The 17,717-nt window shown below is 47.0% G+C and carries 14 protein-coding genes; 13 read left to right on the forward strand and 1 reads right to left on the reverse strand.

What is annotated here, in order from left to right; genetic code table 11:
* The first annotated feature begins 200 nt into the window (after window positions 1-200).
* The 13 genes from AC3Y23_RS15935 to AC3Y23_RS15995 all read left to right on the forward strand — a co-directional run bounded on the left by AC3Y23_RS15935 (window position 201) and on the right by AC3Y23_RS15995 (window position 17,382).
* On the forward strand, window positions 201-1,682 hold the full coding sequence (locus AC3Y23_RS15935; protein ID WP_379200559.1) for a lipopolysaccharide biosynthesis protein: 1,482 nt from the start codon (window positions 201-203) through the stop codon (window positions 1,680-1,682).
* A 43-nt stretch (window positions 1,683-1,725) separates the two neighbouring features.
* Window positions 1,726-2,853, forward strand: a complete 1,128-nt coding sequence (locus AC3Y23_RS15940) for a glycosyltransferase (RefSeq protein ID WP_379200561.1) — start codon at window positions 1,726-1,728, stop codon at window positions 2,851-2,853.
* A gap of 63 nt (window positions 2,854-2,916) precedes the next feature.
* Window positions 2,917-4,083, forward strand: a complete 1,167-nt coding sequence (locus tag AC3Y23_RS15945; RefSeq protein ID WP_379200564.1) for a nucleotide sugar dehydrogenase — start codon at window positions 2,917-2,919, stop codon at window positions 4,081-4,083.
* Window positions 4,084-4,733: 650 nt separating this feature from the next.
* Complete coding sequence (locus tag AC3Y23_RS15950; RefSeq protein ID WP_379200566.1) at window positions 4,734-4,928, forward strand: hypothetical protein; 195 nt, start codon at window positions 4,734-4,736, stop codon at window positions 4,926-4,928.
* A gap of 155 nt (window positions 4,929-5,083) precedes the next feature.
* Window positions 5,084-7,267, forward strand: coding sequence for an S-layer homology domain-containing protein (locus AC3Y23_RS15955; RefSeq protein ID WP_379200568.1), 2,184 nt, complete (start codon window positions 5,084-5,086; stop codon window positions 7,265-7,267).
* Window positions 7,268-7,664: 397 nt separating this feature from the next.
* Window positions 7,665-9,062, forward strand: coding sequence for a glutamyl-tRNA reductase (hemA, locus tag AC3Y23_RS15960; RefSeq protein WP_379200570.1), 1,398 nt, complete (start codon window positions 7,665-7,667; stop codon window positions 9,060-9,062).
* Between the two features lie 4 nt (window positions 9,063-9,066).
* Window positions 9,067-9,891, forward strand: a complete 825-nt coding sequence (gene ccsA / locus AC3Y23_RS15965) for a cytochrome c biogenesis protein CcsA (RefSeq protein WP_379200572.1) — start codon at window positions 9,067-9,069, stop codon at window positions 9,889-9,891.
* Window positions 9,892-9,898: 7 nt separating this feature from the next.
* A complete protein-coding gene (locus AC3Y23_RS15970; protein ID WP_379200574.1) occupies window positions 9,899-10,546 on the forward strand; it encodes a precorrin-2 dehydrogenase/sirohydrochlorin ferrochelatase family protein in 648 nt (215 codons plus the stop codon).
* Between the two features lie 3 nt (window positions 10,547-10,549).
* Window positions 10,550-11,527 carry a hydroxymethylbilane synthase gene (hemC, locus tag AC3Y23_RS15975; RefSeq protein ID WP_379200576.1) on the forward strand — a complete coding sequence of 326 codons (978 nt, stop codon included), beginning with the start codon at window positions 10,550-10,552 and terminating at the stop codon, window positions 11,525-11,527.
* A 6-nt stretch (window positions 11,528-11,533) separates the two neighbouring features.
* A complete protein-coding gene (cobA, locus tag AC3Y23_RS15980) occupies window positions 11,534-13,084 on the forward strand; it encodes a uroporphyrinogen-III C-methyltransferase (protein ID WP_379200578.1) in 1,551 nt (516 codons plus the stop codon).
* Between the two features lie 907 nt (window positions 13,085-13,991).
* Window positions 13,992-14,990 (forward strand): porphobilinogen synthase, encoded by a 999-nt coding sequence (gene hemB / locus AC3Y23_RS15985; RefSeq protein ID WP_379200580.1) that lies wholly within the window; start codon window positions 13,992-13,994, stop codon window positions 14,988-14,990.
* 128 nt (window positions 14,991-15,118) lie between these two features.
* Window positions 15,119-16,420, forward strand: coding sequence for a glutamate-1-semialdehyde 2,1-aminomutase (hemL, locus tag AC3Y23_RS15990; RefSeq protein WP_379200582.1), 1,302 nt, complete (start codon window positions 15,119-15,121; stop codon window positions 16,418-16,420).
* Between the two features lie 20 nt (window positions 16,421-16,440).
* Complete coding sequence (locus tag AC3Y23_RS15995; protein ID WP_379200623.1) at window positions 16,441-17,382, forward strand: RluA family pseudouridine synthase; 942 nt, start codon at window positions 16,441-16,443, stop codon at window positions 17,380-17,382.
* 22 nt (window positions 17,383-17,404) lie between these two features.
* On the opposite strand, the gene AC3Y23_RS16000 is transcribed toward AC3Y23_RS15995, so the two are convergent.
* Window positions 17,405-17,717: hypothetical protein (locus tag AC3Y23_RS16000; protein WP_379200584.1), on the reverse strand; the 313-nt coding region annotated here is incomplete at its 5' end.

The raw sequence follows: 17,717 nt of genomic DNA on the forward strand, positions 1-17,717 counted from the left end.
GGGATAATGTTTTTTGAATGTATAAATTAGTCTGTAATGAGTGGTGAGCTATTCCAACAGAGGTGAATTCTGTCGCATTAAATGATTTTTTCCTAACGGTTTGACTGTGTGGAGTGTGATCAATAATTTAAACTTCGAAATTTAAAAATAATTTTTAGAAATGTAACAAAATATATAAGAAAGGTGATTGGTGTAAATAATTGGATAATTTCAATAACAAGGTAATTTCAGCAGTCAAGTGGTCATCTTTGGCGGAAATTATTGCGAAACTTATAGTGTTTATAACAAGTCTAGTAATTGCAAGGATACTATCACCAGAAGCATTCGGTGTTATTGCAACTGTTACAATGATTATTAGTTTTGCTGACATGTTTAGTGACTCCGGATTTCAAAAATATATAATACAATATGAATTTGCTTCTGAAAAAAAATTGCTCCAGAGCGTAGTTGTTGCATTTTGGACTAACCTAGGGATTTCTTTTTTGATGTGGATGTTAATTGGAGTATTTTCTCAAAGAATAGCTGAATGGGTTGGTAACCCTGGTTTAGGCATAGTCATTGTGGTTGCAGGAATCTCATTACCTTTAACTTCATTTTCTAGCATTCAAATTGCTGTATATCGTCGCTACTTAGATTTTAAAACGTTGTTTTATGTCCGAATATTCGGAGTGTGTGTTCCACTGATAATCACGATACCATTAGCACTATTGGGCTTTAGTTATTGGTCTTTAATTATTGGAACAATTAGTGGGAATTTAGTTAATGCCCTAATACTAACTGTAAAATCGACTTGGAAGCCAACTTTTTATTATGATTTTAAAGTATTAAAAGAAATGCTTAGCTTCAGTATAGGATCTCTAATTGAAGCTATGCTTGGTTGGTTGACATCATATATAGGAACATTCATTGTTGGTAGTACATTATCTATATATTATCTAGGACTATATAAAACAACAATGGTGACAGTAAATGGTGTTTTAGCCATTGTTACAATTGCAACAACATCGGTTCTATTTTCATCCCTTTCTAGACTTCAAAATGATGATATAGAATTCAAAAGATTTTATCTTAATTTTATTAAGGGTGTATCTTTTTTGATTTTACCAATGGGAGCAGGCATATTTCTATATAAAGAATTGGTTACTAGTATTTTGTTGGGTAATCAATGGATTGAAGCTGTCCCGTTTGTTGGGATATATGGATTAATGAGTGGTGTAACATTAGTGTTTGCGCAGTTCGGTAGCGAGTTTTACAGGGCGAAAGGAAGGCCGATGATCTCCATATGGGCACAATTAATGTATCTACTTTTTTTAGTTCCCACGTTAATTATAAGCTCTAAAGCAGGTTTTCTAGCTCTAGCCTATGCTACTTCATTTATTAAAATACTACAAATACTAGTACATTTATGCATTATGAATTTTGTATTTCGTATTCATCCCCTCACATTCCTTAAGAATGCAAAGAATTCAATTCTAGGAGTTACTTGTATGGTAGGGCTAGCTTTACTCTTGAAGGTTGTAAATTCTGGTCTTACATGGTCTATTTTTTCTATTATTTTAAGTCTGACATTTTATCTTGTTGTAATATACCTTATACCTAGCGCAAGGAAAGAATTTAGTTCAATAATAAATTATATTAAATTTCCAGGCAAAGCGAAAATCATGGTTATATTAAATAAATAAATCCTTGAATTTTAAATAAAAGATCAGAGAGGTGTTAACTGTTATGGGGGAAAATGAAAGTGAAATGATTAGAGTACTTCACTATGCTCCGGGATTTAATTCAGGTGGTATTGAGTCTAGATTATTAGATTGGTATAGAAATATAGATAGGACGAAAATAAAATTCTCTCTCTTAAAGCTAAATCAGATTGACGATAGTAATAGTTTGACTGAATTTCGGCAGATGGGAGGGGAATATTACAATTTACCTCCAATGAACATAAATAACATTATAGAATACGTAAAGAAATTGAGCCGATTTTTTAAAGATAATAAATTTGATATAATCCATGTTCATGATCTAAGTACAGGGATTTTTGTTTTGTATGCAGCTAAAAGAGCTGGTATTAAATGTAGAATCTTACATTCTAGAACAACAGATTATCTTCCAAATGAAAAAAATCTACTAATAAAGAAAGTATTAAAGTCCGTAACCCCTTTATTTGCAACAGATTATTTTGCCTGTTCATATGAGGCTGGTGTATGGGGGATTGGAGAAAGAAAAGCAGATTTGGTCAAAGTTGTAAAAAACGGAATACAAATAGATAAATTTCATTTTTCAGCTAACCAAAGAAATAACATACGATCGATACTCAAAGTTGAGAATAAATTTGTAATAGGAGCAATTGGAAGATTATCTCCTCAAAAGAATTTGATGTTTTTGCTTGATATATTTAATGAATTGCAACATAAACATGATGATGCGGTATTGCTATTAATTGGAGAAGGTAGCATGAGAAGTGAAATTGAAAAAAAAATAAAAGATTATAGACTCCAAGACAAAGTATTTTTATTAGGGGAACAAAGAGACGTTTGGAATTATTACATGGCATTCGATGTCTTTGTTGGGACTTCTTATTATGAAGGGTTCGGGACTACTGCTATTGAATCACAGGCTGTTGGGACCCCCACAGTATTATCCACAGGTTTTCCGGGAATTGTATGCATTTCGGATTATGTTAGTAGACTCGACATAAATTCTAATAAAGAAATATGGATCGATACAATAGTAAACTATAAAGATGTTCGTTTTTCCAATGAGAGCATAGAATTAGTTGAACGGCATGGATATAGTGCGTATTCAGTGGCAAAAGATCTTGAGCTTTATTATATGAGCAATAGTAAAAAGTAAGTAGAATTACTTAGACAAAGAATTAAAATTGTAATATATAAGAGCGAATTGGGGGGTTAATAGTTGAGAATTACAATTGCAGGGATAGGATATGTAGGGCTTTCTAATGCAGTGTTATTAGCTCAAAATAATGAAGTAATTGCACTTGATACTAATGAAGAAAAGATACGTATGATTAATAATAGAAAATCTCCTATAATCGATAGAGAAATTGAAGAATTCTTAGCAACAAAGGAATTGAATTTGACTGCAACAACAGATATTAATGAGGCATTTAAGAATGCAGAATATGTTATTATCTCTACGCCAACTAACTATGATTCAGAAAAGAACTATTTCGACACTAGAACTGTTGAGAATGTAATTGCAAACGTACTTTCCATAAATCCAGATGCTATAATGGTTATTAAATCAACAGTACCGGTTGGTTATACAAATAGAGTGAGAGAGATGTTTAGCACAGAAAACATTATTTTTTCACCAGAGTTTTTAAGAGAAGGAAAGGCTCTATATGATAATTTGTATCCAACTAGAATAGTTGTAGGGGAACAGTCAGAGAGAGCAAGTTGGTTTGCTAATCTTTTATCTCAGGGAGCTTTAAAGAAAGATATTCCTATACTGTTTACAGAATCGACAGAAGCGGAGGCTATTAAGTTATTTGCAAATACATATCTCGCCCTAAGAGTTGCCTTTTTTAACGAACTTGATACATACGCAGAAGTTAGAGGACTTAATACTATGCAAATAATAAATGGGGTAAGTCTTGATCCTAGAATTGGCGATCATTATAATAATCCATCCTTTGGTTATGGAGGATACTGTTTACCTAAAGATACCAAGCAATTATTGGCTAATTATGCGGATGTGCCTCAAAATATTATGGCAGCAATTGTTGCTGCAAATGGTACAAGAAAAGATCATATTTCAGATATGATTATAAAAAGAAATCCTAAGGTTGTAGGGATTTATAGACTAACTATGAAAATGGATTCAGATAATTTCAGACAGTCTTCTATTCAAGGGGTTATGAAGCGTATTCAAACGAAGGGTATAGAAGTTGTGGTGTATGAACCAACTCTTGATTCGGGAGAATTTTATCATTCAAGAGTAATAAATGACATTAAAGAATTTAAGAAGATTTCTGATGTTATCGTGGCGAACAGATTATCTGATGACATAAAAGATGTTGAAGAAAAGGTGTACACCAGAGATTTGTTTAGTAGGGACTAAGTTGAGTTCTTGTAAATAGTGAAAGAGAATGAATACTAATCCTCATTGATCTATCAATAATTTTGAGAATTTCATCTAGGCAAAGTGTTGTTTCGAGGAGAATTGCGATACTTGAAAAGGTGACGGCCGGTTCAATTTCGGAGAAAATAACCAAAGCTGGAGAAGAATATGTTAAGTATAGGACGGGCCCAACCTACTATTCATGAGATCTGCGATGACGAGATAGGGTATCTTAGATAGCAGGGAAGATTTTTTTAGTCACTTTACGAAAATGGAGATCGCTCTCATTCGTGCAGATAAGTATAAACAAAATCTCACGTGATATTTTGAAAAAAAGCTAACTCCTCCCAAGAATTACGTCGGAACGAATAATGAGTGAATGATTCGGTGCCCAGAACTTTTCAAAACGGCCAGTTCAAAAGAATATTTTCTTATTTTTTAGTGGATCGTAACGAGTTAGATAAGTGCGTATACGCTTTGTTATGACGAGAGTGTTACTGCTTAATAAAGGGAGTTATCTATTTAAATTCATGACATTTGGAATAATTGTAGGCACATTTTAATCCTGTACATATATTGTGGAATATATTGGATATATCTTGTGCTGATGCTTTTGGTATAGGGTACGTGCTCTGTTCATCTTTGATCGTGTGTACAGAAAATCGGGGATTGAGCTTACGTATATAGGCTCCGATTCTGGCTACCACGCTTGGCGCTGGTGGGGAGATCGCTACAGTCGGGAGACGACATTTAATGAATATGTGAAGATGATCGGGAATGCCTTTGGATATAACGGTCCAGAAGCGAAGGATGTGCTTAATCAGATCAAGGCCTGGTTTCGGTGAAATATCTCCGAGATCAGGTCTTTTGTGTCCTTACACCTATTACATATGACCCAGTTGCTGTATAATAATTCCTTGGAAATCCTTCTCTGCTCTTGATAGATGATAGATAATGAGAGGGGCAGAACTATGTATGAACATTGTGGAGGCGATGGTTAGTGAAGGGGAAAAGTATTCGTTATGCGGCAGTCTGGCTGATGCTGCTTAGTCTGTTGTTTGGCGGGGTTGCTAATGCAGCGACGGTTGTGCAGCAGAGCAGTTCATATGTTTTTATTGATGTGAAGACTACATACTGGGCGAATGAAGCCATTGAGAGTATGGCTAGTCAGGGAATTATTACGGGGAATCCGGATGGTACGTTTAAGCCTGAAGCGCCGATTACGCGTGAGCAGCTGGCGAAGCTGATTACGTTGACGTTTGGTCTGGATTTGGTGGAAGCTGAGGAGCCGACGTTCTCTGATGTATCCCCCTCTTCCTGGGCTTATAAATATGTGGAGTCCTCCAAGGACTATCTGACAGGCTACTTCCCGATGAAGGGCAAGCCGTTCTTTGATCCGCAAGCGAAGGCTACCCGTGAAGATGTGGCGGTAGCGCTGGTTCGGGCCATGGGACTGGCTACTGAAGGTGTAGATGCGGACAACGCACTGCGCTGGAAGTTCGATGACTATAGCGATATTTCTCCGCAGCTTGCTCAAGAGGTAGCTGTGGCGGTGGACAAGAAGTTGATTCAAGGCTTCCCGGATGGAAGCTTCAAGCCGAACGCTCCGATCAACAGAGCCTCTGTGGCAACGCTGCTGTATCGGGTGTTGAAGTCCTCCTACACCAATGCGAGCAAAGATGTACAACTGGATGTGCAGGTGCCTGCTAAAGTGTCCGACGCGACACTCAAGATTACGGGAAAAGTCAATGCGGACGCCAAGGTATATATTAATGATGAAGAAGTGGAGAACAACAACGGTTCTTTTGCCGAAGCCTACAGTTTGGATGCAGGGGAGAAGGTCTACGACTTTGTCATCAAGGCCGTTCTGCCGAACGGACGCTCCAAGACAGTCACGAAGCAAGTATCTTTTGAAACAACAGGTCCCAAACTGACGGTGCAGGCTCCAGATACGGCCAATCAGCCAACGGTGAATATTACAGGTAAAGTCACAGACAGCAGTGATAAGTACCCGGTGGTAACGATTAATGACAAGGATGTATATGTGTCCTACGGCGGAAGCTGGAATGCGGATGTTACGCTTAAAGAAGGGGTCAACAAGCTGGTCATTGTTGCAACTAATAAGAACGGCAAAACCGCGGTAGTTGAAAAGCAAATCACGCTCTCGCTGGGTGGACCGGAACTGGTACTCGATACCACTCCTGAAACGGTGAATAAATCCACCATTACGCTTAGCGGTAAAGCGACGGATAAGAATGACAGCTCTCCGAAGATCTACATGAATGACCAATTGATCAGCAGCTACGGTACGTTCAGCAAGGATGTTACGCTTAAAGAAGGTGAGAATGTATTCACCTTTAAAGCGACCAACCGTCTGGGCAAAAGCTCGGCTGTAGTCACCAAGAAAATTATTTTCGCGGTAGGCGGGCCAGAATTGACGCTGGATCTTGTACCGGAAACAAGCAGTACCAAGACCATTACTTTCTCCGGTAAGGCTACTGATAAGAACGACTACTCTCCGAAGATCTATATGAATGATCAGTTGATCAGCAGCTATGGTTCCTTTAGCAAAGATGTGACTTTGAAAGAGGGAGAGAACGTATTCCGTTTCAAAGCCGTTAACAGCCTGGGCAAGAGCTCTGAGATCATTACGAAGACCATCACTTTTGCAGTGGGCGGACCGGAGCTGACGATTGATTTTATCCCGGAAACAACCGGTTCGACGACGCTGACGTTTACGGGTAAAGCTACGGACAAGAACGACTACTCTCCGAAAATCTATATGAATGACCAGTTGATCAGCAGCTATGGTTCTTTCAGTAAAGATGTGACTCTCAAGGATGGGGATAACGTATTTACGTTCAAAGCCATTAACAGTCTGGGCAAAAGCTCTGAGGTGATCACCAAGACGGTCAAATTAGAGGTGAGTGCACCAGAGTTGAAGCTGGATTATATCCCTGAGACCACTAGCAGCAAGCGGCTTACGTTTACCGGCAGTGCCACTGATGCCAATGATAGCTCCCCGAAGGTCTATCTCAATGATAAGCTGGTCAGCAGCTATGGCAGTATTTATCAGGATGTGACGCTGTCTGAAGGGGAGAACATCTTTATCTTCAAGGCTATTAACAAGTATGGAAAAATAACTACGGTGGAGAAAAAGGTCGTGTACACTCCTGCCGAGTAATCAGTCCACAGGTTGTGCTATCATTTTAATCTTACATGTATGCCCGGCGATGATTCGCTGGGCTTTTTCTATGAAGCCCGGCGAACTTCTACTTTATGCATGTAGCGGATGAATGTTTTATGACAGTGGTGATCCGAAAATGGTGATTAATTTGTAAAAATATTATAATTTCTTCGATTATTACCCATCCTAATCATGGAGTTTTAATGGATTTTTATTTATAATAATTATTATCTGGAGTTCATAAACCGTTCAAAAAATAAGTAAAAAGTCGTAATTTCGTGTGATATACTTAACACAGCGTTTGTGGATGATGTGAAAGAGTCGTCATTCTGATAGGTGATCGTGATGCAGCAATGATTACAGCAATAAATGAGATTAGGATGGTGAACTTGCGATGCACATCGTCGTCGTTGGACTGAATTATCGTACGGCGCCCGTAGAGGTGAGGGAGCAGTTCGCTTTTGCGGAACAAGATTTACCGGAAGCGCTTCACCAATTAATGGGAACGAAGAGTGTTCTGGAGGGTGTCGTGGTTGCTACGTGCAACCGGACTGAGATATACGTGGTCGTGGACCGTCTCCATATGTGCGGATATTTCATCCGTGGCTTCATGGAACAGTGGTTCGGGGTAAGAAGTGAGCAATTTTCGCAGCATATGTATATATATGAAGACGAGCAGGCGATCGCACATTTGTTCCGGGTGACCTGCGGTCTGGATTCGATGGTGATTGGCGAGACGCAGATCCTGGGACAAGTGCGGAGCGCTTTTTTGACTGCACAGGCGGAAGGGGCTACGGGAACGTGGTTCAATAAGCTGTTCAAGCAGGCGGTTACGCTCGGCAAGCGGGCCCATAGTGAGACTTCGATCGGCGAGAGCGCAGTGTCAGTCAGTTATGCGGCTGTGGAGCTGGGCAAGCGTATTTTTGGCATGTTCACTGGTAAAAAGGTACTCATTCTTGGCGCAGGCAAAATGAGCGAGCTAACCGTGAAGCACCTTTATAGCAGCGGTGCGGCTGAGGTGATTGTCGCTAACCGCACACTGTCACGGGCGGCGGAACTGGCCGAGAAGTTCTCCGGCAAGCCGAGTACGATTGAGGACGCGCTGAAGCATCTCGATGAAGTAGATATTGTGATCAGCTCTACTGGGGCAGCAGGTTATGTGCTTACGGCCCAGCAGGTAGCGGAAGGCATGAAGCGCCGCCCTTCGCGGCCGCTGTTCATGATTGATATTGCGGTTCCGCGGGATATTGATCCCGAAGCGGCCAATGTATCTGGTGTGTTCCTGTATGATATCGACGATCTGGAGGGCATTGTCGAGAACAATCTGGAGATGCGCCGCAGCGAAGCTGCCAAGATCGAGGTCATGATCAGTGAGGAAATGGACGAGTTTCAGCTCTGGCTCAAGACGCTGGGCGTTCGCCCCGTTATCCGTGCGCTCCAGGACAAATCGAATGCGATTCATGAAGAGACGATGGAGAGCTTGTTCAACAAGCTGCCAGAGCTGGATGAACATCAGCGCAAGGTGATCCGCCGTCTGACGAAGAGCATCGTGAACCAGATGATGCATGATCCGATTAATGTAATCAAGGAGATGTCCGGGGGCAAGCAGGGAAATGAAGCCCTTGATTATTTCTCCAAAATCTTCGCGCTGCAGGGCCATCTCGATGAAGGCTCACAGGGTGGAGGCTCTGCTCCTACCAATCAGGCCCAAGGTAAACAAGTAACAGGCACAGCTGCCAATGTAGTGCTGCCAGGAACAACGCTTGCTCCAGCAGGCCTGCTGGGCAGGTGAGCAGATGTTGTTGAACGGAATATATGATGCCGCTCTGCTGGTGTATGCCTTGAGCCTGCTGTTTGTTTTCTCGGATTGCCTTCGGCGGAGTCCGAGCGAAAAACGGCTGGGCACAGGGCTTCTTGTTGTTGTCGGCCTGCTTCAGCTTACGGGTCTGGGTATTCGTTTCGCTGAAGAGGGCGGGCTGCCGATTTTTACACCTTATGATTTCTTGTTCTGGTTCTCGTTCAGTATTGTGTTGACCTCACTCGGGGTGGCGCTGACACGGAGATCGGAGTTTACGATTCTTTTGCTCAGCGTGGCGGGATTTAGTGTGTTCCTGCTGAACAGGGTCTGGCTGACGGCCGAGGATCATACGCTGCAAAGCTGGAGTGCGGTACATGGCTGGCTGGCGGTGCATATTATTCTGGCCAATTTGAGCTTTGCGGCACTGACGCTGGGGACGGTGTTTGCGATCATGTATTTGTTCTTGCATACCCGTTTGAAGAACAAGAAGTGGAGTGACCGGATTCGTCGCTTGCCTAGCCTGGAAATGCTTGATAAATACACCTATTATTCGGTGTTAGCCGGAACGCCGCTGCTGGTCTTTTCGCTAGTGATGGCAGGACTCTCCATTGTGGTGGAAGGGCGTCTGATGCTGTTTCAGGATTTGAAAGTGTTGACCACACTAATCGGTCTGGGGATTTACATAGCTTATCTTATATTGAAGCGGTCTGGCCAGAATAGCGGAGTGTTGATGGCTCGCTGGGCGATCTCGGGATATGGATTCATTATTCTCAATTTTCTGCTGAACTCCTGGTCGAATTTCCACAGCTGGGGCGGGGAGTGAAACTGACATGCCATTCTATCTACCGATAATGCTGGATTGTTCAGGACAACACTGTATTGTGATCGGTGGCGGAGCTGTTGCGGAGCGCAAGGTGCTCGGTCTGCTGGAATCCGGTGCAGTGGTCACAGTAATCAGTCCCGAATTGACAGCGGTATTGACTCACTTTGCAGAAACAGGCCGCTTGATCTGGCTGAACCGCCATTATGCTCCCGGTGATACCCGTGGAGCCTTTCTCGTATATGCGGCCAGCAATGATGGTCAGGTGAACGGGGATGTAGCTCAGGAAGCCCGAATGCAGGGGATTCCCGTGAATGTGGTCAGTCATGGGGAGGTCGGAAATTTTATTACGCCTGCTGTTCTTCGGCGGGGACGGTTGACCGTTGCCGTATCAGCGTCAGGAGCAGGTCCCGGAGCGGTCACGCGAATCAGGGAACAGCTGGAGGAATTGCTGGGCGATGAATACGAGCCCTATCTGGATTTTCTGTACCGCATGCGGGGAGAGATTAAGCGCAGGGAACCATCTCCATCGGTTCGCAGGCATCTCCTGCGCAGACTGGAAGGGCTTGATGTGTTGGATCAGATGAGACAGGGAACCTTTATAGAGTGGAGTCCGGAGGTCATTGACACCTGGATTGCCGACAACCGGGAGGAATAAGGAATGCGAAAGATTATTGTGGGCAGCAGACAAAGTGCACTGGCACTGACACAAACCGGGCAGGTTATTGCTGATCTGGAGCGGCTGAGCCGGGAACATGGACTGGAATTTACGTTCGAGGTGAAGAAAATCGTCACCAAAGGCGACCAAATTCTCGATGTTACACTATCCAAGGTGGGCGGCAAGGGCCTCTTCGTCAAAGAAATTGAACAGGCTATGCTCGACAAAGAAATCGACATGGCGGTACATAGTATGAAGGACATGCCTGCCGTGCTTCCGGAAGGCCTGATCAATGGTGCTGTACCGCAGCGTCAGGACCCGCGTGATTGCCTGATCACCCGGGATGGCGCAGGCCTGGATGGTTTGCCGCCTAGCGCGCGCGTCGGGACGAGCAGTCTGCGTCGCTCCAGCCAGCTCGCGGCGCTGCGGCCGGATCTGGTCATTGAGCCGATTCGCGGGAATATTGACTCGCGGCTGCGCAAGCTGGAGAGCGGAGAATTTGACGCGATCCTGCTGGCGGCGGCGGGGCTTGCGCGGATGGGCTGGCAGGACCGGGTAAGCGCATATTTGCCGCCGGAAGAGTGTCTGCCCGCTGTCGGGCAGGGCGCGCTGGGCATTGAGTGCCGCGAGGATGATGCCGAGCTGCGGCAGCTTCTGGACTTGTATAACGATCCCCACACCGCTGTGACGGTGACGGCGGAGCGGACTTTTCTTGGCGTGCTGAACGGCGGCTGTCAGGTGCCGATCGGCGCTTTTGCCGTACTGAACGAATTTGGGGAAGAACAGCAAAATGTTGTTGAACGCACAGCGGAACCGGGCCAGCCCGTGATATCGTTGACAGGGATGGTGGGAACACCTGACGGTTCAACGATCCTGAAAGAGACCTGTACAGGGACAGACCCGGTGCAGGTTGGGAAAGAGGTTGCGCAGCGACTGATTGCTAAGGGAGCGGAGAAGATTCTGGCTGAAGCAAGGGGATGAGGGGAAATGACGGGGAAGGTCTATCTGGTAGGTGCAGGACCCGGAGATGCGAAGCTAATCACGATTAAGGGACTAGAATGTATCCAAAAAGCGGATGTGCTGGTGTATGACAGGCTGGCCAGTCCAAGGTTGCTGAAGAAGATGAAGCCTGGCGGGGACAAGGTCTATGTAGGCAAGCTGCCTGACCGCCACACGATGAAGCAGGAAGAAATCAACCAGCTGCTGGTTGATCTTGCGTTGCAGGGAAAGACGGTGGTGCGGCTTAAGGGCGGCGATCCGACGATTTTTGGCCGGGTGGGTGAGGAAGCAGCGCTGCTGCGTCAGCATGGCATTCCTTATGAGATCATTCCTGGCATTACCTCAGCGATCAGTGTTCCGGCCTATGCGGGCATTCCTGTGACGCACCGGGACCATGCTTCTTCCCTGTCGATTATCACAGGCCACGAAAGCCCGGATAAGCTGGATCATTCCATTCATTGGGATAAAGTAACGAATGCTACAGGCACGCTCGTCTTTCTGATGGGTGTTGCCAAAATAGGATATATCAGCGGGCAATTGATCAAACATGGCCGCCCGCCAGAGACACCAGTGGCCCTCGTGCGCTGGGGCACTCGTGCCGAGCAGGAGACACTGGTCGGCACGCTGGCCGATATTGAGGCCAAGGTGCTAGCGGCGGATTTTCAGCCGCCGGCGGTGATTGTTGTTGGCGATGTCGTGCTACAGCGCGAGGAGCTGATGTGGGCGGAGGCGCTGCCGCTGTTCGGCAAGCGCATCCTGGTCACCCGCTCGCGCAGCCAGGCTAGCGAGCTGGTGGACCGCATTGAGGAACTCGGCGGGGAGCCGTACGAGTTCCCGGTGATCGAGACGATCATGCCGGAGGGCGAAGCGAAGAAGGCGATCATCGCCGAAGCGCTGGGCGCTCTGGAGGCGTATGATTGGGTCTTCTTCACGAGTGTGAACGGCGTGGAGTTCTTTTTCCGCCACCTGGAGGAGTTGGGGGCGGACATCAGGCGGCTCTACCGCGCGCGGATTGCGGCGGTGGGGCCGGCGACAGCCAGGGCGCTGGCGCAGCGCGGCCTGGTGAGCGAAGCCCTTCCGGAGAGGTTCCAGGCGGAAGGGCTGGTCGAGAAGTTCGGCGCGGAGCTGCAGCCGGGCCAGAAGGTGCTCTTGCCGCGCGGCGATCTGGCGCGCGACTGGCTGCCGGACAAGCTGAAGGAGCTGGGGCTACAGGTGACGGAAGCCGACACGTACGAGACGGTGGTAACCGGCGAGGACGATGATGAGCTGCTCAAGCTGCTGGAAGAAGGCCGCATCCATGCCGTTACCTTCACCAGTTCGTCCACCGTGCGTAATTTCCTGACCATCCTGAAACGGATGGGGGTACAGGACCCACTACCTTTATTAGCAAACGTTAAGGTGGCCTGCATCGGTCCACTAACTCAAAAAACCGCAGTGGAAGCAGGATTAACACCGGGACTTCTGGCGGAAGAGTCAACACTGGAAGCGCTGGTGCAGGAGCTGTGCCGCTGGAATGCAGAGACTCGGAACAAGGCGTGAGTGGTAAGGGCTCCGATGTGATCGAGCGCCGATGATAGCGGGTGGAGGTTTTTTGCATAGTGTCATCGGAGTTAGTGTGGCCAGTGCGGGAGAGCAAAGCCTTATGAGGAATCTGTGCAGCCGTTGGAAGAAGCAGAACTCGATGAGAACCTTTGTAGCCCACTTGAAGAAGCAGAACCATGTGAACCATTGTAATCGTTGGAGTAAGCAGAGACACATGAGATTTGGGTAACTGCAGGAGTAAGCAGAGACACATGAGACTTGGGCAACTGCTGGAGTAAGCAGAGACACATGAGACTTGGGCAACTGCAGGAGTAAGCGGAGATCTCATGAGCACCAGCGCAACCTATGACGAGACCACATTCTATTAACCTTGGCAAAATAAGTGCAAATTTGTACCTTAATTTTACTGAACTTAGCCTTATACAGCATTTAACGGCAAAAATGTCGCTTAATTTCTTAGAATGGCGTTCAAGAACTGCTAATATGGGGAATTAAGGTGCATTTTTGCTCTTAATCTCCAAAAATACATGATTTAGCTAAAAATAAGGTGCATTTTTGCCTTTATTTTCATTCCACTACTTATTTGTGTGTGACATAGCTATTCTGTCTGTGACGGTGGCTGTTTTGGCCGTGATTTAGCTATTTTGCATATGACAGTGATTATTCTGTCGGTAATCTAACTGTTTAGTTTGTTGAGGATAACCATACTAAGCGAGTAAACCTTGCTTTAAGGCGCTCGGTATACAACTTATAGCACCAAATACAAAACAACACACAACAAAACGTATAACGCACAACACAACACAACACAACACAACACAACACAACACAACACAACACAACACAACACAACACAACACAACACAACACAACACACAACAAACCTATTTCAGGAGGGATAAACATGAGTTTTCCAATCATGCGGCATCGCCGTCTGCGTGGAACCGCCGGGATTCGTGGCATGGTGCGCGAGACGGTATTGAATGTGCTGGACTTTATACAGCCGATCTTTGTAACTTACGGAACAGGTGTGAAAAATGAGATTGGCTCTATGCCGGGTGTGTATCATTTTTCTCTAGATACTTTAAAGGAAGAAGTCGATGAGATTGCGGCGTTGGGGATTCCGGCGGTTCTGCTGTTCGGGATTCCTGAAACCAAAGATGCGATCGGTTCATCCGGGTTCGCGGATGATGGCATCGTGCAGGAGGCTACTCGCTTGATCAAGCAGTGGTACCCTGAGCTATTGGTCGTTGCTGATACCTGTCTGTGTGAATTCACGGACCATGGACACTGTGGTATGGTGCATACCCATACTGTTAATGGTGTGGTGCATGGTGATGTGCTGAATGACGCCTCATTGGAACTGCTGACTCGTACGGCGGTATCCCAGGCGAAGGCTGGTGCTGACATTATTGCTCCGTCCAATATGATGGATGGTTTTGTGCAGGCGATTCGCGCGGGGCTGGACGAGAACGGTTTTGAGCATGTGCCGATCATGTCCTATTCGGTCAAATATGCATCGGCGTTCTACGGTCCGTTCCGTGAGGCTGCTGATTCTGCGCCGCAGTTTGGCAACCGTAAGACCTACCAGATGGACCCGGCCAACTTGCGCGAAGCGATTCGTGAGGCGGATTCGGATGTGCTGGAAGGCGCAGATATGCTGATGGTAAAACCTGCGCTAGCTTATCTGGATGTAATTCGCACGATCCGTGACCAGTTCGATCTGCCGCTGGTTGCTTACAATGTGAGCGGAGAATACTCGATGGTCAAAGCAGCAGCTCAGCAAGGCTGGATTGACGAGCAGGCTGTAGTGATGGAGATGCTAACCGGTATGAAACGTGCGGGTGCGGACATTATCATTACTTATTTTGCGAAGGATGCTGCTCGCTGGCTGCGTGGTTGATAGGCTGTAATGATGAGCGTTGATGAAGAACACTAATTAATCTACGAAGTGTAATGCGGATGAAAAGCTAAAGCAAACCCGGCTAATACCGGGTGCAAACCATATTCATGAACAGGAGTGAAGACAGAATGGGCAATGTGCCATTGGCGCGCCGGGAAGAGGCATCCCGGAAAGCTTTTGATGAAGCGAAGCAGTATATCCCCGGTGGGGTGAACAGCCCTGTGCGGGCATTCAAATCGGTAGGACTGACGCCGGTCTACGTTGATCATGCAGCAGGTTCGCGTATTTATGATATCGACGGCAATACATTTATTGACTATGTTTGTTCGTGGGGACCGCTGATTATGGGTCATGCCCATCCGGAAGTGGTACAAGCTCTGCAAGAGACGGCAGCCAAAGGTACAAGCTTCGGTGCGCCTACCTTATTGGAGACGGAAATGGCCAAAATCGTAGTTGAACGCGTGCCGTCTGTAGACATTGTGCGTATGGTCAACTCTGGTACGGAAGCGACGATGAGTGCGATTCGTTTGGCTCGCGGCTATACTGGACGCAGTAAAATCCTGAAGTTCGAAGGCTCGTACCATGGCCACGCTGACAGTCTGTTGATCAAGGCTGGTTCCGGTGTAGCGACGCTCGGATTGCCGGATAGCCCTGGGGTTCCGGAAGGCGTAGCAGCGAATACGATTACTGTTCCTTATAATGATTTGGAATCTGTGAAAGTGGCTTTTGAACGGTTTGGCGAAGAGATTGCTGCGATCATTGTAGAGCCGATTGCGGGTAATATGGGTGTTGTTTTGCCTCAGCCTGGCTTCCTGGAAGGTCTGCGTGAAGTGACAACTAACTATGGAGCGTTGCTGATCTTTGATGAGGTTATGACGGGCTTCCGGGTCAATCGTAGCTGTGCACAAGGTTTGTTCGGCATTACGCCGGATTTGACCTGTTTTGGCAAAGTCATTGGCGGCGGTCTTCCAGTAGGCGCTTATGGTGGCAAAAGAGAGATCATGGAGCAGATGGCCCCATCCGGGCCGATCTATCAAGCTGGTACGCTCAGTGGTAATCCACTGGCCATGGCAGCAGGATTTACCACGCTGAAGCTGTTGACCCCGGAAGTATATGATCATCTGGAGAGAATGGGTGCTCGTCTGGAAGAAGGGCTAAAACGTAATGCCGAGGAAGTCGGCATCCCGCTGACGATCAACCGGGTGGGCTCCATGGTGTGTCCATTCTTCACCGAAGGTCCGGTTGTCAATTACGACACAGCCAAAGCTAGCAGCCTCGACACATTCCGTCGTTATTTCGGCGAAATGCTGAACCGCGGCATCAACGTTCCGCCGTCGCAGTTTGAGGGCATGTTCGTGTCGGCCGCACACAGTGAGCAGGATATTGATGACACCATCGAGTGCCATTACAATGCCCTGAAGGCTTTGTGACAGCGGTGAGTGGAGAGATTATGGGTGGCGGTTCTTGGGTGCGGCGCGGGGAGTGGCTAGAGGCCATGCCTGGTCGGGTCCTGACTAGCGCGGATGATAAGGAAGCAGCCATCGACAGTTGGTTACTGACTAGGGTGGGTATGCCCCCGAAGCTGCATACGCGGCTGCGCCATGAGAAGGGTATTCTGAGAAAAGGGGACCGGCTGCGGCTGGCCCTGTTTCCCTTTCGGGAGGTCGGGATTGAAGCTGTGTGGCAGCCTCTTGACGTCCTCTACGAGGACGATTTTTGTCTGGTAGTACACAAGCCGGCAGATATGGCGGTGCATCCTGACGGCAGTAGCAATGAGGTTACGCTGGACCATCTGGTTGCAGGACATTATGCATCTTCCGGCGGCGGTGTTGCTGTCCGTCATGTCCATCGATTGGATAAGGACACGACGGGTCCTGTGTTGTATGCCAAGAATGAATTCGCCCAGCTCGTCCTTGACAGCAACATGCGCGACAAATCTATCTCACGGCATTATGTTGCCATTGTTGAAGGCAAGGTATCGCCCAGCCTCAAGGTGATCGATGCGCCAATCGGGCGTGATCGACATCATGCGGCGCGCAGAAGAGTCTCGCCGAGTGGCCAGCCTGCAGTAACGCTGATTACCGGGCGAGAGCAACTGCACAGAGGCACTTTGCTGCGAGTTCAGTTAGAGACTGGCCGGACGCACCAGATTCGCGTCCATCTCAGCCATGCAGGGCATCCGCTGTACGGGGATGATCTGTATGGCGGGCCTGCCTGGAAGCGGGATAGCGCGACGTCGGGGGGCGGCTCACTGGCAGGCCGTCAGGCGCTGCACGGGGAGCTGCTAGCCTTCCGGCATCCTTGGACCGGGGAAGAGCTTGCGATCAACGATCCATGGCCCGCCGATATGCTGGAGCTGCGCGAACTGCTAGCGGATATTTGGCAGGTGTAAGCCATACAGGCGATAGGATTAACTAATGGGATTGTCCCGAAACTAGGCGTATTCCTTGATGAGACCCCCATCTGCTTAAAAATAATGCACAAATAGAAATGGCGATGTTCAGGAAGATTCCTGTACTCGCCATTTTTTGTTTGTGGTTGACGACTCCTTTCTTGAGCTGGGGAGAGGGGGCAAGAAATAGGCAAGGGATAGGAGAAAAGAAATCCAAGCCAAGCCAAGCTAAAACCCCAACCCCAACCCCAACCCCAACCCCAACCCCAACCCCAACCCCAACCCCAACCCCAACCCCAACCCCAACCCCAACCCCAACCCCAACCCCAACCCCA

This window comes from Paenibacillus sp. MAHUQ-45, from assembly GCF_058133325.1.